This is a genomic window from Mycoplana ramosa (genome assembly GCF_041930185.1).
Lineage (GTDB): Bacteria > Pseudomonadota > Alphaproteobacteria > Rhizobiales > Rhizobiaceae > Mycoplana > Mycoplana ramosa.
This window is the reverse complement of record NZ_JBHEEW010000015.1, coordinates 97,297-118,443: the sequence shown is the minus strand read 5'-3', so window position 1 is coordinate 118,443 and position 21,147 is coordinate 97,297. Positions and strand designations below refer to the sequence as shown.

Annotated in this window: 18 protein-coding genes; 11 read left to right on the top strand and 7 right to left on the bottom strand. The window is 64.1% G+C overall.

The features are described from left to right. The first annotated feature begins 312 nt into the window (after window positions 1-312). The gene (gene uvrC, locus JNC62_RS18285; protein ID WP_374840543.1) at window positions 313-2,364 is read left to right on the top strand and encodes an excinuclease ABC subunit UvrC; all 2,052 of its coding nucleotides are present in this window, start codon (window positions 313-315) and stop codon (window positions 2,362-2,364) included. A gap of 63 nt (window positions 2,365-2,427) precedes the next feature. On the opposite strand, the gene JNC62_RS18280 is transcribed toward uvrC, so the two are convergent. Next, a complete protein-coding gene (locus JNC62_RS18280) occupies window positions 2,428-5,514 on the bottom strand; it encodes a cadherin-like domain-containing protein (RefSeq protein ID WP_374840541.1) in 3,087 nt (1,028 codons plus the stop codon). Window positions 5,515-5,884: 370 nt separating this feature from the next. Between JNC62_RS18280 and pgsA the strand changes: the two genes are divergently transcribed. The 3 genes from pgsA to JNC62_RS18265 are packed head-to-tail and all read left to right on the top strand — an operon-like array spanning window position 5,885 to window position 7,215. Further along, window positions 5,885-6,469 (top strand): CDP-diacylglycerol--glycerol-3-phosphate 3-phosphatidyltransferase, encoded by a 585-nt coding sequence (gene pgsA, locus JNC62_RS18275; protein WP_374840539.1) that lies wholly within the window; start codon window positions 5,885-5,887, stop codon window positions 6,467-6,469. After that, window positions 6,466-6,720 (top strand): molybdopterin converting factor subunit 1, encoded by a 255-nt coding sequence (gene moaD, locus JNC62_RS18270; RefSeq protein ID WP_374840537.1) that lies wholly within the window; start codon window positions 6,466-6,468, stop codon window positions 6,718-6,720. Before pgsA ends, moaD begins: the two co-directional genes overlap by 4 nt. Before the next feature lie 3 nt (window positions 6,721-6,723). Further along, window positions 6,724-7,215 (top strand): molybdenum cofactor biosynthesis protein MoaE, encoded by a 492-nt coding sequence (locus JNC62_RS18265; RefSeq protein WP_374840535.1) that lies wholly within the window; start codon window positions 6,724-6,726, stop codon window positions 7,213-7,215. Between the two features lie 217 nt (window positions 7,216-7,432). Here the strand turns inward: JNC62_RS18265 and JNC62_RS18260 are convergent, their stop codons facing one another. Beyond that, window positions 7,433-8,329: a branched-chain amino acid ABC transporter permease gene (locus JNC62_RS18260; RefSeq protein WP_374840533.1), complete on the bottom strand. Its 897-nt coding sequence runs from the start codon at window positions 8,327-8,329 to the stop codon at window positions 7,433-7,435. Window positions 8,330-8,396: 67 nt separating this feature from the next. Here JNC62_RS18260 and JNC62_RS18255 point away from each other — a divergent pair, with 67 nt between their 5' ends. Beyond that, window positions 8,397-8,951 carry a CGNR zinc finger domain-containing protein gene (locus tag JNC62_RS18255; protein WP_374840531.1) on the top strand — a complete coding sequence of 185 codons (555 nt, stop codon included), beginning with the start codon at window positions 8,397-8,399 and terminating at the stop codon, window positions 8,949-8,951. Continuing rightward, the gene (locus JNC62_RS18250; protein WP_374840530.1) at window positions 8,948-9,481 is read left to right on the top strand and encodes a hypothetical protein; all 534 of its coding nucleotides are present in this window, start codon (window positions 8,948-8,950) and stop codon (window positions 9,479-9,481) included. The genes JNC62_RS18255 and JNC62_RS18250 overlap by 4 nt, the downstream gene beginning before the upstream one ends. Before the next feature lie 178 nt (window positions 9,482-9,659). Here the strand turns inward: JNC62_RS18250 and ndk are convergent, their stop codons facing one another. Next, window positions 9,660-10,082 carry a nucleoside-diphosphate kinase gene (gene ndk / locus JNC62_RS18245; RefSeq protein ID WP_374840529.1) on the bottom strand — a complete coding sequence of 141 codons (423 nt, stop codon included), beginning with the start codon at window positions 10,080-10,082 and terminating at the stop codon, window positions 9,660-9,662. Window positions 10,083-10,185: 103 nt separating this feature from the next. Next, window positions 10,186-10,875: a glutathione S-transferase family protein gene (locus JNC62_RS18240; RefSeq protein WP_374840527.1), complete on the bottom strand. Its 690-nt coding sequence runs from the start codon at window positions 10,873-10,875 to the stop codon at window positions 10,186-10,188. Window positions 10,876-11,018: 143 nt separating this feature from the next. On the opposite strand from JNC62_RS18240, the gene JNC62_RS18235 reads away from it, so the two are divergent. The 5 genes from JNC62_RS18235 (at window position 11,019) to JNC62_RS18215 (ending at window position 16,860) form a co-directional block, all read left to right on the top strand. Beyond that, a complete protein-coding gene (locus JNC62_RS18235) occupies window positions 11,019-11,534 on the top strand; it encodes a DinB family protein (protein WP_374840526.1) in 516 nt (171 codons plus the stop codon). Between the two features lie 142 nt (window positions 11,535-11,676). Beyond that, a complete protein-coding gene (locus tag JNC62_RS18230; protein ID WP_374840524.1) occupies window positions 11,677-11,958 on the top strand; it encodes a hypothetical protein in 282 nt (93 codons plus the stop codon). 185 nt (window positions 11,959-12,143) lie between these two features. Then, window positions 12,144-13,199 (top strand): GGDEF domain-containing protein, encoded by a 1,056-nt coding sequence (locus tag JNC62_RS18225; RefSeq protein ID WP_374840521.1) that lies wholly within the window; start codon window positions 12,144-12,146, stop codon window positions 13,197-13,199. 222 nt (window positions 13,200-13,421) lie between these two features. After that, a complete protein-coding gene (locus JNC62_RS18220; RefSeq protein ID WP_374840520.1) occupies window positions 13,422-15,311 on the top strand; it encodes an ABC-F family ATP-binding cassette domain-containing protein in 1,890 nt (629 codons plus the stop codon). Window positions 15,312-15,753: 442 nt separating this feature from the next. Next, window positions 15,754-16,860, top strand: a complete 1,107-nt coding sequence (locus tag JNC62_RS18215; RefSeq protein ID WP_374840518.1) for a TRAP transporter substrate-binding protein — start codon at window positions 15,754-15,756, stop codon at window positions 16,858-16,860. Between the two features lie 138 nt (window positions 16,861-16,998). Here JNC62_RS18215 and JNC62_RS18210 read toward each other — a convergent pair whose 3' ends face one another. From JNC62_RS18210 to JNC62_RS18200, 3 genes are all read right to left on the bottom strand, one after another. Continuing rightward, window positions 16,999-18,393 carry an ArnT family glycosyltransferase gene (locus tag JNC62_RS18210; protein ID WP_374840517.1) on the bottom strand — a complete coding sequence of 465 codons (1,395 nt, stop codon included), beginning with the start codon at window positions 18,391-18,393 and terminating at the stop codon, window positions 16,999-17,001. Window positions 18,394-18,625: 232 nt separating this feature from the next. Beyond that, complete coding sequence (locus JNC62_RS18205; RefSeq protein ID WP_374840516.1) at window positions 18,626-20,473, bottom strand: TRAP transporter large permease subunit; 1,848 nt, start codon at window positions 20,471-20,473, stop codon at window positions 18,626-18,628. After that, a complete protein-coding gene (locus JNC62_RS18200) occupies window positions 20,470-21,045 on the bottom strand; it encodes a TRAP transporter small permease subunit (RefSeq protein ID WP_374840514.1) in 576 nt (191 codons plus the stop codon). The genes JNC62_RS18205 and JNC62_RS18200 overlap by 4 nt, the downstream gene beginning before the upstream one ends. Between the last annotated feature and the right edge of the window lie 102 nt (window positions 21,046-21,147).

The following is a 21,147-nucleotide window of genomic DNA, read 5'->3' as shown; positions in this document are numbered from 1 at the left end:
TTTGTAAATTTTCATCTGATCCGGTTTAAGCAGACGCTCATTCGATATATCTGAGATCGTGCAAGCAACGGCGACGCAATACGGGCGGGCTGTTGAGGAATCGTCATCGGACGCGCCGAAACGAACCGCCGAGCGCGCCGTTTTTCGGGCGCAGGCCGCGGCGCTTTTGCTGCGATCCGACCCGCGGGTTGAGGAAACCGGCCGAACGATCGGCTTTGTGTTCGACACGCCATCGATTCGCGGGCAAATGATGGCTCTGGACGGCGAAAAACAGCTCACCTGGGAAACGCCAGACGTGGCGGAGATCGCGGAATGACCACCGGAAGGCCTATCGAGGATGGCGGCATCCTCTATGACGAGAACGAACGGGATGACGAGGAGGATCTGGCGGCAGACGCCCAGCCCGCCCCCGCGCCGCTGCCCGCAATCGAGTGGTCGGAGGCGGTCGACGTCCCGCAAGGCCTGCGCGGCGCGGAACTGATCCAGGCCTTCGTCAAGCGCCTGCCGAACAGTCCCGGCGTCTACCGCATGTTCAACGAAGCCGGCGACGTGCTCTATGTCGGCAAGGCGCGCAGCCTGAAGAAGCGCGTCAGTAACTATGCGCTCGGGCGCGGTCACTCCAATCGCATCGGCCGGATGATCGGTCAGACGGCGAACATGGAGTTCGTCACGACGCGCACCGAGACCGAAGCGCTGCTGCTCGAAGCGAACCTGATCAAGCGGTTGCGCCCGCGCTTCAACGTGCAACTGCGCGACGACAAATCCTTTCCCTATATCCTGCTGACGGCCGACACCCGCGCACCGGCAATCTTCAAACATCGCGGCGCGCGCAGCCGCAAGGGCGATTATTTCGGGCCGTTCGCCTCGGCCGGCGCCGTCGGGCGGACCATCAACTCGCTGCAGCGGGCGTTTCTCTTGCGCACCTGCACCGACAGCGTGTTCGAAAGCCGCACCCGGCCCTGCCTGCTTTACCAGATCAAACGTTGCTCGGCGCCCTGCACCCATGAGATCAGCGACGCCGGCTATGCCGAACTGGTGAAGGAGGCGAAAGATTTCCTCTCCGGCAAGAGCCAGAACGTGAAGGGCCAGATCGCCGCGGCGATGAACGAGGCGGCAGAGGAACTCGATTTCGAGCGCGCCGCCGTCTATCGCGACCGGCTGGCGGCGCTGAGCCACGTCCAGAGCCACCAGGGCATCAATCCGGCCGGCGTCGAGGAGGCCGACGTCTTCGCCATCCACCACGAGGGCGGGATCTCGTGCATCCAGGTGTTCTTCTTCCGCACCGGCCAGAACTGGGGCAACCGGGCCTATTTCCCGAAGGCCGACCCGCAGCTGACAGGCGCCGAGGTGCTGAACGCATTTCTGGCGCAGTTCTACGACGACAAGCCCTGCCCGCGGCAGATCCTGCTGTCGGAAAAGATCGAGGAACTGGACCTGCTGGCCGCAGCGCTGAGCGAGAAGTCCGGTTACAAGGTGTCGATCCTTGTGCCGCAGCGCGGCGAAAAGAAGGACCTGGTCGACCAGGTGCTGGCAAATGCGCGCGAGGCGCATGGCCGCAAGCTGGCCGAGACGGCATCGCAGTCGCGGCTGCTGGAGGGATTCGCCCAGACCTTCAAACTGCCTTACGTGCCGCGCCGGATCGAGATCTACGACAACTCGCACATCATGGGCACCAATGCGGTGGGCGGCATGGTGGTCGCCGGCCCGGAGGGCTTCGTCAAGAGCCAGTACCGGAAGTTCAACATCAGGTCGACCGACATCACCCCCGGCGACGACTTCGGCATGATGCGCGAGGTGATGACGCGGCGCTTCTCCCGCCTGATCAAGGAAGAGGGCCTGCCCGACCGCAGCGCCGATGCGGGCGCGGACAAAGCCGCCGACGCCGCCGACCTGCCCTTCCCCGCCTGGCCGGATGTGATCCTCATCGACGGCGGACAGGGGCAGATGACGGCGGTGCGCGCCATCCTGCAGGAGCTCGGCATCACCGACCAGGTGATCGCGATCGGCGTCGCCAAGGGCGCCGACCGCGAGGCCGGCCGGGAACGCTTCTTTGCCGCGGGCACGCCAGACTTCTCGCTGCCGCCGCGCGATCCGGTGCTCTACTTCGTCCAGCGCCTGCGCGACGAGGCGCATCGCTTTGCCATCGGCTCGCACCGGGCACGGCGCAAGAAGGAGATGGTGAAGAACCCGCTCGACGAGATCGCCGGGGTCGGACCGAGCCGCAAACGCGCCCTGCTGCAGCACTTCGGCACGGCAAAGGCGGTGTCGCGCGCCGGCATTGCCGATCTCATGGCCGTCGAGGGCATTTCCGAGAACGTCGCCCGGCTGGTCTACAACCATTTTCATGAGGACGCGGCACCGTAGCCCGGGCCTCAAATGCACGGATGATCGTTGTGTTGGTCGCGCCGGGCGGACGCCGAAGGGGTGCTACAGCAGAAAATCGCCCTTCGCGAACGCCACGCTGCCCGAAACGAGAATGCTGAAATCGGCCCTGCCATCACCATCGGTGTCGGCAAGGACAAGCGTATCACTGCCGCTCTTCTGATAGCGCAGTTCGCCGGCACATTTCGTAAACGCGGCCTTGCCGATGAAGACGAAGGCGTTGTCCGCGCTGCTTGCCGGACGGGCGTCGATCGCGCTGAGATCGATCCGATCGCCGGCAGCCTTCGAGAAGTCGACGATGGTATCCCGCCCGGCGCTGGCGAGCGTGCTGTCGGACACGGAGCGGAACACGAAGGTGTCGCAGCCCGAACCGCCTGACAGCATGTCGGCGCCGGCGTCGCCGGCGATCCTGTCGCTGCCGTTGCCGCCATGGATCCTGTCGTTTCCTCTTCCACCGAGGAGCACGTCATTTCCGTCGAGCCCCTTGAGGACGTTGGCTGCCGCATTGCCGACGATGCGGTTGGCGAGCGTATTGCCCGTGCCGGAGTAGTTCCCCACACCGGTCAGGGTCAGCCGCTCGACATGAGCGGCGAGCGTGTAGCTGCAGCCCGCCTCGACGGTATCGCTGCCGCCGCCGGCGACTTCGACCACGCAGTCGCCGGCATCGTCCACCACATAGGTGTCGTCGCCTGCGCCACCCAAAAGCTTGTCCGCGCCGGCGCCACCGTTCAGGACGTCATTTCCATTGCCGCCATCCAGGCAATCGTTGCCGCCGCCGCCCGAAAGCCTGTCGTTGCCACCGAGCCCCTTGAGGATGTTCGCGCCGGAATTGCCGGTGATCGTGTTGCCCTGGGCGTTGCCGGTGCCGCCGTAGTTTCCGGTCCCGATCAGGATCAGCTTTTCGACGTTCTCGGTCAGCGTGTAGCTCCGGCTCGCCTGGACCGTGTCCGTTCCGCCGTTGGCGGCCTCGACGATCTTGTCCCCGGCATTGTCGACGACATAGCTGTCGTTGCCCGCCTCGCCCGTCAGCGTGTCCGCACCGCTGCCGCCGTCGAGCAGATCGTTGCCGGCGCCGCCGCGCAGCGTGTCGTCCCCGCCCTTGCCATACATCAGATCGCCGTAGCTGGTCCCGGTCAGCCGGTCGGCGCCGTTCGTTCCGGAAAAGATGTCGGCCGAGATGCCCAGGACCGTCAGGGTGATGGTCGCGGTCGCGGTGCCGCCCCTGCCGTCCGATACGGTGTAGCTGATGACGACCGTACGGGTCTCGCCGTCGCCGATGTCCGGGTTCGCGCCGCCCATCGGATTATAGATCAGCATCTTCTTCGCATCGATCATCACCGAGCCGAAGCCGGAGACGATCTTCGCATTGAGCATCGTCAGGTTGTCGTCGTCCGCGTCGATCACGGCATCGGCAACCTCGATCGTGAACAGCGAGTTCTCGTAGGTCGAGCCCGTCACGACCCTGGCGACGGGGTCGTCGTTGACGCCGGCGACGTCGAAGGTGATCTTGCGCGTGAACGGGTCCGTGTCGACACCGCCAAAATCGCTGCCGCCATCATCTATGACGTTGAAGGACAGCGCGCCGAGCCCGATCCCGTTGAGGTTCTGACCCACGGCCCAGACAAGCTTGCCGGCCGCGATGTCTGCGGCCTTGATCTCCTGGCCGGGGACGACCATCCTGCCATCGAGCGTCAGCGTGCCGTTCGCCGGCACCGAAGCGATCTTGACGGCCTTCAGCGAATCGCCGTTGGCGTCCTTGAATCCGAAGTCCTCGACCGAGAACACATAGGTGCTGTCTTCCTTGATGCCTATGGTCGTGCTTGCACCGGTCGGGGCGTCGTTGACGGCCCGGAAGACCTTCTCGTAGATGTGAACACCGTCCGCTCCCCTGGCCTGCCAGGTCAACGCAAGGCCGCCGTCCGCAAGCGCAACGATCCTGGGCGATCCGTGCAGCTCGACGGTGGTACCGTCCAAGGGCTCCTCGATCTCCATGCGCGCGATCCCGCCCGCATTGAAGACCCTGAGCGCGATGCTGTTGCCGTCCTCGTCTTTTGTCGTCCAGGCCACGGCAAAGCCGCCGCCCGCCAGTGCGGCAACGCAGGGGTGCCCCTGCAGGCCCTGCGTGTAGCCGTTCACCGCGATGTCGCCGGCAATGCGGGTCTTGCCATCCGCATTGTAGACCTGCATCGCCAGGCCGCCGTCGGGATCATGCAAGGTCGCACCGCGCCACAGCACGACGAAACCGCCGTCCTTCAGGGCGGTCACGATCGGATCGAGTTGCTCGCCATCGGTATGGTTATTGACGGCGAAGTCGGTCTGGGCGCGCGCGGTGCCGTCGGCGTCGAAGATCTGCAGGGCGATACCGGTTGCATCATCGTGCCGGTCGCCTTCCCAGGCAACCACGAAACCGCCGTCGGCCAGGGCGGTGACGGCGGGATTGCGTTCCAGGCAGGCCTTGCCCGAAAAACCCGAAACGGCCGATTCCACCCGCAACGTACCGTCAGCATCGAATATCTGCATCCGCAAACCGGGGCTTCCCCCCTCGGCAGGTGCTGCCGCCTCGTAGACGACTGCAAATCCGCCCCCGGCAAGCGCAACGATCTTGTAGCCCGGCTGGCTTTCCGCGCAAAAGCCGTCGATGGAGCGGTCGCTTACGCTTCCGTCGCCATGGACCACGCGCAGCGACAGAACGCCCGTCTCGCCGGGAGCGCCTGCTTTGGTCCAGGCGAACACGTAGCCGCCGCCGGCAAGCGTGGCGATCTGTGGCGCGAGCTGGTTGCCGTCCGTTTGCGCGTTCACCATCGTTGCGGCGTCGCCCATCGCCTTGCCGTCGCGGTCGAACAGGCGAACGGCGATACCTTCGTCGTCGTCTGCCGTTGCGCCGCTCCAGACCATGGCGAAGCCGACGTCGGAAAGGGCCGTCAGTTGCGGCACGAACCGGGCAGACTGCGTGGCGACCGAACATTCCGTCTTTGCGCGGAGCGTTCCATCGGCATTAAAGACGCAGAGCAGCACGTCGGCGACACCGTCGGCAGGAACGCCGGCCCAGGCGATGGCGAAACTGCCGTCGGCAAGGGTCACGACATCGCTCTGGCACAGGTCCTGCCCCAGACTGCCGTCGACAACCGACAAACGTGCTCCACCGACGATCCCCATAGAGGATCCACCCCTTCCAACCTTGATGCTGATTTGCTGCGACGCGCAGAAATAGCCAAATACAACCCAAGGTCAACAGGCTGGAACCGGCAAAACGCACTTTTTGTCGAAAAACGAACAGGCATCGCAAATATTTCGAAGAAAAATGAAAATCTTTCTTCATGATCATCCCTGCCCGGGCGGGCGAACCGCAGCAGACCTCGCCAGTGCGGCGAACCGTCCCATGGGCTTTTCATGGGCATCACCGGAATATTGCCTTGTTCCCGGTGAAAAGGTCTCGCAAAGAGTTGACGGACCTGTCACAAAGCCCACAACTAACCGGAAACCCATCCGAGACTGCGAATCCATGGCCACCGCTTACAGCATCCCCAATCTTCTCACCTACGGTCGGATCCTCGCTGTTCCGCTGATCGTCCTGTGCTTTTTCGTGGAGGGGAAGCTGCAGTCTTCGGATTTTGCCCGGTGGTCTGCGTTCGGTCTGTTTGCGGCGGCCTCCATCACGGATTTTTTTGATGGCTACCTGGCGCGCATCTGGAAGCAGACCTCCAATATCGGCCGCATGCTGGATCCGATCGCAGACAAGCTGCTGGTTGCCTCGGTGCTACTCCTGATGGCAGCAGACGGGACGATTGCCGGCTGGACGATCTGGGCCGCGATCATCATTCTCTGCCGCGAGATCCTGGTCTCCGGCCTGCGCGAATACCTGGCGGAACTGAAGGTCAGCGTGCCGGTCACGCGGATCGCCAAGTGGAAGACGACGATCCAGATGTTCGCCATCGGCTTCCTGCTGGCCGGGCCGGCGGGCGCCAAGTACCTGCCCTATACGACGGAGATCGGCATCGTGCTGCTGTGGATTGCCGCGGCGATCACGATGTATACCGGCTACGACTATTTCCGCGCCGGATTAAAGCATATCGTGGACGAACGATGACCAAGCTTGTCTATTTTGCCTGGGTGCGCGAGCGGATCGGACGGGACGAGGAGGAGATCGACCTTCCCGGCCACGTCAAAACCGCCGGCGACCTGCTGCAGCACCTGAAGACACTCGGCGAGGAGTATCAGATCGCGCTTGAGCACGAGAACGTCATTCGCGTCGCCGTCAACCACGAGCACGTCGAGCATCGGGACTCGATTGCGGGTGCGCGTGAAATCGCCCTGTTCCCGCCGATGACCGGCGGCTGAGCCATGACCGGCGCGGCCACCAATTCCGTTGCCGCCCCGCCCGTTGTGGTGCGGGTCCAGCGCGAGGACTTCGACGCCGCGGCGGAGACGGCGGCCCTGACGGAAGGGCGCCGCCAGATCGGCGCGATCGTCACCTTCACCGGCCTGTGCCGCGACGAACGCGGCAGCCTTTCCGCCCTCGAGCTCGAACACTATCCCGGCATGGCGGAGGCCGAGATCCGGCGCATCTGCAACGAGGCCGTCGAGCGGTTTTCGCTGGAGGGCATCGCCGCCATCCACCGCGTCGGCCGGATCGCGCCGGGCGGGAACATCGTCCTCGTCGTCGCCACCGCCCCGCATCGCCACGCCGCCTTCGACGGCGCCTCCTTCGTCATGGACTACCTCAAGACCTCCGCTCCCTTCTGGAAGAAGGAGCATCGCGCCGACGGCAGCACCGGCGGCTGGGTGGAGGCCAAGGACAAGGACGATCGGGCCCGGGACAGGTGGAAGGAATAGCTGGCCGCCTTCGCTGAACAGGACTCACGCATCGTCCCGTCACGCCGGACTTGATCCGGCGTCCAGCAGCGCCCGTCGGCGGCGCAAAAGATTCTATTGCGCTCAATGACTTGAGCGCGCTGGATGCCGAATTGGGTCCGGCATGACGGGAGTGAGAAAGCGGCGCTGAATTCATTCCTGGCGTTGACGCCGGCAGGGGCACTCGACCTGCCAGCCGCTACGGGATCGCCCTCTCGCGGCGGAAGATCACCAGCAGCAGCACCAGCGCGGAATAGATCGCGAAGTCGCGCCAGAGAAACGCGCCGTAGGCGTTCCAGATCGTTTCGGCGAGCCCGATCGCAGCTCCACCGAGCGCCGACAGGATCGGCGTCGAATAGCCGCCGATGGCGGCGATGAACAGCACTTTGACGCCGAAGTTGAGGCCCGCGCCGAAATCCATGTTGCCGTAATAGCTGGCCGCCAGGATGCCCGCGAGGCAGGCGATCAGGGCGGCAAGCGCGAAAGCGGCGAGGAAGACACCGCCGGAATCGACGCCGCAGAGTTCTGCTGCCTTGCGGTCGTCGCAAACGGCGCGCCAGCGCCGGCCCCACCCGGAGCGGGAGAGGAACAGATGGCCGGCAAGCACAATTGCCGCCATCAGCGCGGCGTTCACCATCTGCAGGACCGTCAGCGTCACCGGGAAGGAAGGATCCCACCACAGATCCAACGGCCGGCTCAGGAGCGGCGGAAGCCAGAGGTTCCGGGTGTTCGAGGCCAGCCGCGCCGTCTCCATCAGCACGAGCACGACGCCGAGCGCGGCCACCACGACCGTGTTGTCCGAGGAAAAGGCAAGCGGACGCATGACGTATCGGCCCGTCACCATGGCCGCCCCCATGCCGAAGACGACGGCCATGGCGGCACCCAGCGCAAGTGCTGCGGGAAAAACGAGCCACAGCCGGTTCCAGCCGTAGTCGGCAAAGAGGATGAACATCTGCGCAGCGAAGGCAAAGATCGCACCGAAGCTGATATCGGCGCGCCGCGTCACCGAAAAGGCGATCGCGTAGCCAAAGGCAAGCACCGCATAGAGCGCGGCAACCGGGACGGCATTGGCAAATTGCTGCAGGAAATAAGCCATTGACAGCCTCGCAGGTGACAGCCGCATTATAACTGGTAAAACGAAAATAACCAGTTAGGATGTGCCGATGACCTTTTCCTGGACACCGCATCGTTTCTCCGGCGGCGCTCTGGCGCTGGACGTGGCGAATTCGGTCGTGCTGCGGTCCGATCCGGCGCGGCGGATCGACCGCTATGACGATGCGAAGACGATGGACGCCTTTGCCGGCGGGGCGAACCACTATTGCGCCGAACGGGCGTGGACGGGACCGCTTGTCCCGGTCGCACCGGAGCGCCGCGCGGCGTTTCTCAGCCTGCGCGAGGCGATCGACGACCATTTTCGCGCCGAGGCGCGCGGCGAAGGCACGCCGGCGCAACTGGCGCTGCTCTTGGAGGCGATCGCCGACACGCTGCGCCATTCGGGCGGCCGTGCCGGCGCGCTCGACGCCGCCACGGCGCATTCGGCTCTGCGCCTGACCGTCAACGCGGCACCGGACCGGCTGAAGATCTGCCCCAATTGCGGCTGGCTCTTCCTCGACAAGAGCCGCAACCGATCGCGAAACTGGTGCGACATGGCCATCTGCGGCAACCGCGCGAAGGCAAGCCGGCACTACTATCGCCACCGCAAGGAACCGGGGACATGAGACGTATGGCCGCTTTCGGCAGACTGCTTTCGCTGGCGCTTTCACTTGCGATGACGCTCGCCGCCTGCCAGCGCGAGACCGGCCCCGATCCGTTGCAACTGACCGGCAAGCTGTTCGTCTTCAACTACAGGCTGGCTTACGCGACCTACATGATCACCCTCGACCGGACCAAGCCCGTGCCCGATGGCTCGACTGTCACCGCCGAATTCGAGAACCCGGCCGGCGGCGAGCCGCTGGTGCTGACGCGCAAGCTCTTTCCGCAACTGGAAAAGGTGGTGCTGGAAAGCCCGGACATCACCTGCGTGAAGAAGGCAAGGCCCTATCGGGTGACGATCCGCGTCAACGGGCCGGATGGGGCCGTGCTTCAGACACTGGAGACGACCGTCACGTCCGATGCCGACCAGAGCATCCTTCCCGCCGAACCCCTCGTCATTGGCCCCGCCTACGAGAAGAACCCGCGCGTCTTCAGAAACGGCAACGCGCCGGAGCACTTCGAGATGGCGAAATGTCCGGCTGACCTCAGCCGCTAAAGGCGTCGGCAAAGGTCCGCGCACATGGGCGTCGGTGACGACGCGATGGATTTCACCCATCGCCACCAAACGAAAATCGCCCGAAGCGCAGGCTCCGGGCGATTTGTCATTTCAGGTGTTCTTGCGCGCCTTCGCCAAGCCCATTCAAGAACTTGCGATCAAGGCCTGCAAAACCGGATCAGCCGACGATCTCGGTGCCGGAGAACCAGTAGGCGATTTCTTCGGCGGCGGTTTCCGGGGCGTCGGAGCCGTGCACGGAGTTTTCGCCGATCGACAGGGCGTGAACCTTGCGGATGGTGCCTTCTTCGGCGTTGGCCGGGTTGGTGGCGCCCATGACTTCGCGGTTCTTGGCGATCGCGTTTTCACCTTCGAGAACCTGGACGACCGTCGGGCCGGAGGACATGAACTCGACGAGTTCGCCGAAGAACGGACGGTCCTTGTGGACGGCGTAGAAGCCCTCGGCTTCGCGGCGGCTCATCCAGACGCGCTTCGACGCGACGACGCGCAGGCCCGCGTCTTCGAGCATCTTGGTGATGGCGCCGGTCAGGTTGCGCCTGGTGGCGTCCGGCTTGATCATCGAAAAGGTGCGTTCAATCGCCATTCTCTCGTTTCCCTTGGTGTTCGTGAAAAGTGGCGGTTCATTACCCGCCAATGCCCCGGAAAACAAGAGGGACGCGACAATCGCGCCGCGCGGCATCGAAGTTTCACGCTGCTGTCACACGATGGCCGACGCCGCCGTGCAGGTCGAGGCAGCGATTGAACCAGTCGGCGACCGGATCGTCGTTTTCGAGCACCTTCGTACAGGCGGTGGTGCGCAGCCATTGCAAGGCACCGAAGACGATGTAGTCCGAAAAAAGCGGGCCCTCGCCGCCGATGAAGGGCTGAAATTTCAGCATGTTGCGCAGCGGCTGCAGTTTTTTCGCGAAGCCTTCGACCTCAGCTCTCCCGGCGGCGGCGATGTCCTCCAGGGAGGCGCCGAGCCGCTCCTCGCGGCTGCGACGGAAATATTCCTGGTCCGCAGGCCGGAGCAGATTGTGGATGTCGAGAATGGCGATGCGGGTGACGGCCATGTGCAGCGTCGATTGCGACCACGTTTCGATGAAGCGCGCCATCGCCTTGCCGCCCTCACCGCCGAACAGCGACGGGCGGTCGGGATAGGCCTCGTCGAGGTAGAGCGCGATATCGTAACTGTCGCGCACCAGCCGTTCGCCGTCGCGAAGCAGCGGCACGGTGGAGCTGCCACCGCCTTCGATGGTCGGGATCTCGGTGAAGCCGACCGGAACCGTCTCGTAATCCAGGCCCTTGTGGGCGAGCGACATCACGCTCTTCCAGACATGCGGGGAAAACTGGCGCGTCCTGTCGGCGCCGCTGAGGGCATAGAGTTTGCGTGTCATTGCTTCTCCCTGGTGAAGCGAGCCATCTGGCACAATCCAGAGTTCCCAATCAAATCAGAAAATTTCATCTGTTGCATCACCGCCAATGAGGCGACGGGATGATAGGCTGTACGCCATCTCCAACGCATCCGCCGGAACCAGCCATGCTCAATCACTACAAGATGTTCGCCGCCTACAACGCCTGGGCAAACAGGATCCTTTATGCGGAGGCCGCGGCCCTGTCGCCCACTGCCTTGCGCGAAAACAAGGGCGCCTTCTTCGGCTCCCTGCTCGGCACGCTGAACCATATCCTCGTCGCCGACCGGATCTGGATGCGCCGCTTCACCGGCTCCGGCGACGTTCCTGCCCGCCTCGACGCCATCCTCTTCGAGGACATCGATGTTCTGCGGCAGGCGCGCATCGCCGAGGATCAGCGGATCATCGACTGGATCGGCTCGCTCGACGAGAAACGGCTCGCCGATACGATCAGCTACGTCACGGTGACCAATCCGGTGCAGATGAGCCAGCCGCTTGGTCCGGCCCTGGCCCATTTCTTCAACCACCAGACCCACCATCGCGGACAATGCCACGCGATTCTGACCTCGCTCGGCCGGCCCAGTCTTGTCCTCGACCTGCTCTACTTCCTGCGCGCCGAAGGCGCTGAGTGGATGCATCGCTGACCCCGTTCCCCTCGATAGACCGGGCATTCTTTCACCCTGTTACCGCGGTGACAGGGTGTCGCTCCGGCGGATGCGATAGTCCGGCCGTCGCGGCAGCCGCAGGGCCCCTGCAACTGACAGCCCGGCGAAACGAGGGAAAGACATGGCAAGAACAACCGAGGAATGGAGCGCCCTTCTGGGCAGCACCCTGTCGAAGATGGCACTGGTCTATGAGACCAACACCCCCGATGCCTATCTGCCAGACGATTGCTACCCGGTCATCGAAAAGATGTTCGAGGCGGCGATGAAGCAGGCGCGCAGCGAGGGCTATGCGGCAGCCGTTCGCGACCTCCAATACGGCGCAGCGCCCCCGAGGGATACGGGCGGCGACGGGGTGATCCGACAGGTGATCCGCGCCGTCCCGCTGGCTCGCCGGTTCGCCTGATGCCGGCACCGGCAACGATCGACGGCGACGACGGTGGCGATGGCGACGATGCACCTTGCCGACACGGCGATGCGGTCGGGATTCAACGCTTCTTAATGCTCTTCAGCTAAAAGTTGTGACCACGGCCGGTTCGAGCCGGTGTTCCAGGCAAACTGCCCAACTGCTGGTGACTTATGAACGCTAAGGTGAATGCATCGGAGACGCTTGCCCGATCGGCGGCGGTCATGGCGAAGGTCTCGCATCTGATGACCCGGCTGGAAATCCCGGCGATCCCGCGCAACTACGCCCTTCTGCACGAAGCCCTCACCGGCAGCAACACCGCGCTCGGGCGCGAGATCACCGCACTCGGCAAGGCTCCGCCGCAGGAGGCACTCGACGCCATCGGCGTTCGACACGGCCTGCCGGACCACAATTCGCTCGTTCTCGGCCATAGCGCCACTGACCTGATGCGTACCATCGAGGCGCTGACGGCAGAAGCCGAAGCCGAGCGGCAGAAGCGGACCAATGCCCTCACCCAGATCAATCACCTGCTCGGCAAGCTCAAGGCCGATCCGGTCATGGCCATGTCCGACTTCGCCGGCCAGGCGGATCTGCTCGTCTCCGCTGTCGAGGCGCTGATCGGCAGCGAGAGCGCCCATTGCCAGCGCCTCGAAGCGCTGGTGGCGCGCCTGGAAAACGTTGCCTCGGGCGCAGCCGCAAGCGAGACGGCGCTGCTGCACGACCCGGTCACCGGCCTCGCCAACCGCGCCGCGCTGATGAACCGGCTGTTGGCCGCCTACGATGGCGAGGACAGCACGGGCAGCGCGCTGCTGCTCATGCGCGTCGACCGGCTGAAGAACCTTTCCGACAGCCACGCCGCCGGGGCCAGCGAGGAGGCGGTCAAGCAGATCGCGACGCTGTTCCGCAAGTCGATCAAGAAGCTCGACTTCGTGGCACGCGTCGGCGGCGACGGCTTCGCCTTCCTGTTCGAAAAGGTCGACCGCGACAGCGTCTTCTCCATCGCCGAGCGCATCCGCAACCGGATCGAGGCGGAGGTGTTCCGGATATCCGGCCGGGAGTACCTTCCCGGAACGCTGTCGCTCACGATCGGAGCGGCCTTCACGGAGGATGCCCCCTCCTCCAACGAGTTGTATCGCCAGGCGATGCTGGCGCTGGATGCGGCCAATGAGAGCGGCACGTGTGTCTATTCGCTGGATCTCTCCGAACGGGCGGGGCGCAACTACCGGCGCGGCGCCGCCTGACGCGACCCCGCTTCTTGCACAGGGGCGGCCGTCCCGGACCTTGAAGCAGTTCGCCTGAAAAGAGGTTTGCTGGGAACTGTCGCAAAGGTTCGTCTCATGCGTGTCTTTGTCCCCGCAACCGGTCCGACTTTCGCAAGACATGCTTGAAAATTTGCTCGTGTGCATGTCTTTGTCCGCAAACCGGTTCCCACTTTCGCAAGACTTGCATTATAGACGCCGATCATGATCACGATTTCCGGCCTTTCCGCCCGCATCGCCGGGCGCCTGCTCCTCGATAATGCCTCCGTTTCGCTGCCGACCGGCACGAAGGCGGGGCTCGTCGGCCGCAACGGCGCCGGCAAGTCCACGCTCTTTCGCGTCATCACCGGCGATCTCGCTTCCGAGGCTGGCACGGTCTCGCTGCCGAAGAACGCCCGGATCGGCCAGGTCGCGCAGGAGGCGCCCGGCACCGACGAACCGCTGATCGAGATCGTCCTGGCCGCCGACAAGGAACGAGCCAGCCTGCTCAAGGAGGCGGAGACGGCGACCGACCCGCATCGCATCGCCGAGATCCAGACCCGGCTTGCCGACATCGGCGCGCATGCGGCCGAGGCGCGTGCAGCCAGCATCCTTGCCGGCCTCGGTTTCGACCACGAGGCGCAGAAGCGGCCGGCCAAGAGCTTTTCGGGTGGATGGCGCATGCGGGTGGCGCTGGCGGCGGTGCTCTTTGCCGAGCCGGACCTGCTGCTGCTCGACGAGCCGACCAACTATCTCGACCTTGAAGGCACGCTGTGGCTCGAGGACTACGTGCGGCGCTACCCGCACACCGTCATCATCATCAGCCACGACCGCGACCTCCTGAACACCGCCGTCAACGCGATCGTTCACCTCGACCAGAAGAAGCTGACCTTCTATCGCGGCGGCTACGACCAGTTCGAGCGGCAGAAGGCCGAGGCCGACGAACTGCAGATGAAGGCGAAGGCCAAGAACGAGGCCGCGCGCAAACATCTGCAGAGCTTCATCGACCGCTTCAAGGCCAAGGCGACCAAGGCCCGCCAGGCGCAGAGCCGCGTCAAGGCGCTGGAACGGATGGGCACGGTCGCCGCCGTGATCGAGGAGCACGTCCAGGGTTTTGCCTTCCCCGAGCCGGAGAAGCAGCCCGCCTCGCCGATCATCGCCATTTCCGGCGGCGCCGTCGGCTACGAGGCGGACAAGCCGATCCTGAAACGGCTGAACCTGCGCATCGACAACGACGATCGCATCGCGCTGCTCGGCTCGAACGGCAACGGGAAATCCACCTTCGCCAAGTTCATCTCGGGCAAGCTCGCCGCCGAAAGCGGCGAGGTCAGAACGGCACCGGGATTGAAGATCGGCTTCTTCGCCCAGCACCAGTTGGACGATCTCGTTCCGACCCAGAGCGCCGTCGAGCACGTGCGCCGGCTGATGCCGGACGCACCGGAGGCCAAGGTGCGCTCGCGGGTCGCCCAGATGGGGCTTGCGACCGAGAAGATGGACACCCCGGCCAAGGACCTCTCCGGCGGCGAGAAGGCGCGGCTCCTGATGGGGCTTGCCGCCTTCGATGCGCCGAACCTTTTGATCCTCGACGAGCCGACGAACCACCTCGACATCGACAGCCGGCGCGCTCTGATCGAGGCGCTGAACGACTATCCCGGCGCCGTCATCCTGATCTCGCACGACCGCCACCTGATCGAGGCGACCGTCGACCGGCTGTGGCTGGTGAAGGACGGGACGGTGTCGAATTTCGACGGCGACCTCGAGGAGTACCGGACACAGATCATCGGCGGGCCGAAGCCGAGGGAGGAGAAAGCGCGTCCGGCCCTGACGGACGAGGGTCTTTCCAAGGCGGACCAGCGCAAGGCGAATGCCGACCGACGCGCCTCGCTCGCGCCGCTGAGAAAAAAGATCAGCGAGATCGAATCCCTGACGGCAAGGCTTGAAAAGCTGATCCAGGCGCTTGATACCGAGCTTGCGGATCCGGCGCTCTACGAAAAGAGCCCGGCCACTGCAGCCAAGAAGGCAAAGGAACGCTCCGATGCGGCCGACCGCCTGGCCGCGGCCGAAGAAGAATGGCTGCTGCTGTCCTCCGAATACGAGGAAGCGATGGCGGGCTGAGCCACGTCGCGGGTGAGTGGCCCAAATGGCGTGCTTTTCATTGCCGCCGAGACCGGTGCAACGCTTTTGGGCCACCTGCGGTGCTCCCAACGTCCGTATTCTGGAGCCGTGCCGCGATCCACTTTCGACTTGGCATCGCGAGCCATGTCGAACACGAACAAGCCACGGCCGGGCGCGCCGATCCGGATGTCAGTCCCAACTCCGCCAGGGCGATGGCTGTAGAGCAGCCGAACACATTGCTCGCCCGCCGGGACAACTCCCGCCAAGATCCGCATCCGCTCGAAACAGGGCGGCAGGCGGCAAGGAATCTCTACAACGAAAGTCGCATCCCTTCGTCGCGCACGGCCTCAGCCCTGCGCTTGAAACGCTGTTGCCGGCATGTTTAGGTTCACCGTGACCAAAACAGCGGACCCGCCGGTCCGCTTCCTGTGGGAGGATAGGAATGGATCGTCGTTCATTTATGAAGAAAGCCGGCGTGGCCGGCGCTGGCGCTGCGGCATCTGCCGTACTGGCCGCACCCGCGCTCGCCCAGAGCAACCCGAAGATCAACTGGCGCCTGGCTTCTTCGTTTCCAAAGTCGCTCGACACGATCTACGGCGGCGCCGAAACGCTGGCGAAATACCTTTCCGAAGCGACCGACGGCAATTTCCAGATCCAGGTGTTCGCCGCCGGCGAGATCGTTCCCGGCCTTCAGGCGGCGGATGCAGCGGCGGCCGGCACGGTCGAGGCCTGCCACACGGTCGGCTACTACTACTGGGGCAAGGACCCGGTCTGGGCGCTCGGCTCGGCGGTTCCCTTCGCGCTGAACGCGCGCGGCATGAACGCCTGGCAGTATCACGGCGGCGGTATCGACCTCTACAACGACTTCCTCGCCAACCAGGGCCTGGTCGGCCTGCCGGCCGGCAACACCGGCGTGCAGATGGGCGGCTGGTTCCGCAAGGAAATTAAGACGGTCGCCGACCTGCAGGGCCTGAAGATGCGCATCGGCGGCTTCGCCGGCAAGATCGTCGAGCGCCTCGGCGTCGTGCCGCAACAGATCGCCGGCGGCGACATCTACCCGGCGCTGGAAAAGGGTACGATCGACGCGGCCGAATGGACGACGCCCTATGACGACGAGAAACTCGGCTTCTACAAGGTCGCGCCCTATTACTACTACCCCGGCTTCTGGGAAGGCGGCCCCACCGTGCACGCCATGTTCAACAAGGCGGCCTTCGAAAGCCTGCCGAAGAACTACCAGTCGCTGTTGCGCACCGCCTGCCAGGCGACCGACGCGAACATGCTGCAGAAGTACGACTGGTTGAACCCGCCGGCGATCAAGCGCCTCGTCGGCGCCGGCGCCAAGCTCGCGCCGTTTAGCCAGGAAATTCTCTCGGCCTGCTTCGACAAGTCGAACGAGGTCTATGCCGAAATGGAAGCCGAAAACCCGACCTTCAAGAAGATCTGGGAATCGATCAAGGCCTTCCGCGGCGAGTATTACCTCAATGCACAGATCGCCGAATACAACTACGACACCTTCATGATGATCCAGCAGCGGAGCGAAAAGCTCTAAGCGGATCGGTCATCGATCAAAAACAGCCCCGGGGCACCGCTCCGGGGTTTTTCGTTGGGGCGATCTTTCCCGGACGTGTCGGCGCCTGCTTGAAGGCGCCGGGGGCAGGCGAGCTGCGCGCAGACGCGCCGCGCGCCGTTACCGAGCATCGCTTCGGCTGTAAACGCCCATCCTTCGGCCCCGATAGGGGCCGTCGAGGATCTGCCGGTAGCCAGCGACTCTTTTGGGGTCCCGGTAAATGACCGCGGCGTACCCATTGGGATGAGCCGAAAACCACGCATCGAGGTCGTCCGGAAGCACGTCGTCGACAGGCTTTTGCAGCCTCGCGAGAAAGCCGAACTCGCCGTGATAGTTGTTCACAAACGCCCAGTCCCTGTCCTGGTTCGCCTGAACGAAGGCTGCAATCGGCGCCAGGTCGTAGCGGTGCAGGAATGTCGCATAGGCAATGCCTTGCCCCACTACGAACAGGCCGACCATGACGGCCACCGTGCGGGCCAGCAGGTGCGTCGCCACGCCCCGGAGGCAAAGGGCCATGAGGAGTACGGCGCCCGGGATCAGCGGCATGAGATAGTGCGGCTGCTTGTTGCTGAACAGGCAGAACCCGAGGAAGGTCGGCACGAGCCAGCACAGCAGGAAGCGCATCCCTTCGGCATCCGGAAGGTGGCTGCGAAGCTTGGCCGCCCCTTTCCACAAGCCTGGAACGAAGATCCACGGAACGAAGATCGCCGGCAGGAGCAGAAAATAGAAATAGAAGGGTGCAAGATGGTCATCGACGCTGCCGGTCACGCGGCCGGCGGTCTGCTTCCACAACAGCCAGTAGGCAAAATCGGCGTCGCTCCGGCTGAGGACCGGGATCAGCCAGACCAGCACGAGGGCAAGGGAGATCAGGCCCGCAAGCGCGTTGCCTGCATACCAGGTGACGACGTTGCCGAGATTCTTGGCCCATAAAGGCGCAAGCAGGATGGGGAAGAAGATGCAGAACGGGGCGAAGGGCCCCTTTGCAAGCCCACCCAGGCCGAGCGAGACGCCGATCAGCACGATGGTGCGCCAATCCCTTTGCCGGGAGTAAAGGACGACACCGATCAGCGACAGCAACACGAAAACGGTCAGCGTTATGTCGAACATGACGATGGTGCCGTAGACGAGGAACGGCACGCCAGCAACCATCACCAGATTGGTGCGATTGCTGTCTGCCAGTGCCTGCGGGAACAGCAGGCGGCCGAGCACGCCGGTAAGATAGACGCTTGCAAGTGCGGACAGAACCACGGGTATCGTTGCCGCCCAGCGGCTGATGCCGAAGGTAGCCCAGCACAGGTTGATCAGCCAGAACAACAAGGGTGGCTTGTGATGGTAGGGCTCGAAGTTCAGGGTCAACGGGTCGAACCAGCCGCTTCGCAGGTACATCTCCCACGCGACGCTCACATACCGTGTCTCGTCGACCGGCAGCAACGGCCGAAAGCCGACCGCGGCTGCGTACAGAACCGCGACCGTTGCCGGGAGCCAAAGCACCCTGGTTAGCGCAGCAAGCTTCATAGTACTGCCTCGCTCAATATGCCGGACGGGAACGCACCGGCGCGGCAATCAGACGGAAACGATTCGACTGACAACAACCTGAACATTCATGATTATCGATGAAGCGGCCGAAAGGAAGAGGCCCGGTTCGGTCTCATTATGCCTGACCGCTGACGACATTCGGCGCTGCACCGGCCGCTTCGCCATAGCCACGAGACATCGGGCGGCCTTTGCGGGCCGCCCGATGCTGGCGTCATTTGAACGACGGCGGCTGGCTGAGGTCATTGGCCGGCGGCTTCGGCGCCTGCCCAGCACCGCTCTGGCCAAACGACGGCGGCTGGCTGAGGTCGGGCGGCTGCTGCGGCTGACCGGAGCCACCGTTGCCCGCCGGCGGCTGGTCGAGCGGACTGCCGCCGGGCAGTTGCAGGCCGCTGGGAGGACCAAGACCACCGCCGTTGTCGGGCAGACCGAGGCCACCGCCCTGCCCGCCAAACGCAGGCACCTCGATCTTGATCGTCGACGGATCGACGGTTGCGGCGTCGCCCTTGTAGTGCATGACCATCTGCGGAAACAGGATGGTCAGCGCCACCATCAGGACCTGGATGCCGACGAAGGGCACTGCACCCCAGTAGATCTGCCCCGTCGTCACCGGCGCGATCGTCTTGCCGGTGATCTTGTCGATATAGGGCACCTTGGCGGCCACCGAACGCAGGAAGAACAGTGCAAAGCCGAAGGGCGGATGCATGAAGCTCGTCTGCATGTTGACGCCCAGCAGCACTCCGAACCAGATCAGGTCGATGCCGAGCTTCTCCGCCGCCGGCGCCAACAGCGGCACGACGATGAAGGCGAGTTCGAAGAAATCGAGGAAGAAGGCCAGGAAGAAGACCAGCAGGTTCACCGCGATCAGGAAGCCCGTCTCGCCGCCCGGCATCGACACCAGCAGGTGCTCCACCCAAAGGTGGCCGTTGACGCCGTAGAAGGTCAGCGAGAAGACGCGGGCGCCGATCAGGATGAACAGCACGAACGACGACAGCCGGGTCGTCGAGGCGAGCGCCGAGCGGACGACATCAAGGTTCAGCCGCCCCTTCGCGGCCGCCATGATGAGCGCGCCGACAGCCCCCATCGCGCCGCCTTCCGTCGGCGTGGCAATGCCGAGAAAGATGGTGCCGAGCACGAGGAAGATCAGCGCCAGCGGCGGGATCAGCACGATGATGACCTGCTGGGCCAGCCGCGACATCGCGTTGACCTTCAGGGTCTTGTCGAGCAGCGCGACGATGTAGATGAAGATGACGCCGACCGTGCCGCCGAGAATGTCGGCATTCTCGCCGTGGGTCGGATAGAGATAGACGTGGGCGCCATAGGCGATGCCGCCTGCGACGACGAGCGCGACCGCAAGCGAGGTGACGCCGGAGCCGAGCGTGCGGGCCTCCAGCGGCAGCGCCGGCATCGAGTTCGGCCGGACGATCGACATGGTCATGATATAGCCGGCATAGAGGCCGGTCAGCACCAGGCCGGGGATCAGCGCGCCGGCATACATGTCGCCGACGGAACGGCCCAACTGGTCGGCAAGCACGATCAGGACGAGCGACGGCGGGATGATCTGCGCCAGCGTGCCGGAGGCGGCGATGACGCCGGAGGCAACGCTGCGATCATAGCCATAGCGCAGCATGATCGGCAGCGAGATCAGGCCCATGGCGATGACCGACGCGGCGACGACGCCGGTGGTGGCAGCCAGCAACGCACCGACGAAGATCACTGCATAGGCAAGCCCGCCGCGGATCGGGCCGAAGAGCTGGCCGATCGTGTCGAGCAAATCCTCCGCCATGCCCGATTTTTCCAGCACGATCCCCATGAACGTAAAGAATGGAATGGCGAGCAGTGTCTCGTTCGACATCACCCCCCAGAAGCGGTCCGGCAGCGCGTTGAGCAGCGGCCAGGAAAGGTTGATCGAATCCGACAGCGGCGCCAGTTCGACGCCGATGATGAAGAAAAGCAGGCCGTTTGCGGCGAGCGAAAACGCGACCGGGTATCCGAGAAGCAGGAACACGACCAGCGACAAGAACATGATCGGCGCAAGGTTCTCGGCGATGAATTCGATCATGCGCGCGCCTCCTCGGAGCCTTCCTCATCGAGGGGCTGGTGGCTGGACACATAGGGGGTCGGGTCGTCCATGTCGCCGCGAATGATGGCGATCTTCTTGATGATCTCCGAAATCCCTTGCGCGCCGAGCAGCAGGAAGCCGGCAAGCAGGATGCCCTTGGCCGGCCACAGGATCAGGCCGCCGGCGCTCGAGGACACCTCGCCCGAGCGGTAGGACATCGCGACGTAGGGAATGAAGTAGTAGATCATCAACAGCACGAACGGCATCAGGAAGAAACAGTGGCCGAACAGGTCGATCCAGTGCTGGGTCCGCCGCGAGAACTTGCTGTAGACGACATCGATGCGGATGTGCTCGTTCTGCGCCAGCGTATAGGCGGCCGCGAGCATGAAGGCGCCGCCGAACAGATACCATTGCGCCTCGAGCCAGGCGTTGGACGAGACGTTGAAGACCTTCCGGACGACCGCGTTTCCGGCGCTGACGAGCACGGCGAGAAGGATCAGCCAGGACACGGCCTTGCCGATCCTTTCGGTGATCAAATCGATAATTCGGCTTAGCCCAAGCAATCCTCGCATCGTTCCTCCCCGCATTGGTCAAATTATTAGCATTTCGCCATGCACAGCCAGACTGCGCATTTCAAGCCCGGTTTCAAGCGCCAGCTCCCGTTTTCCCGGCAG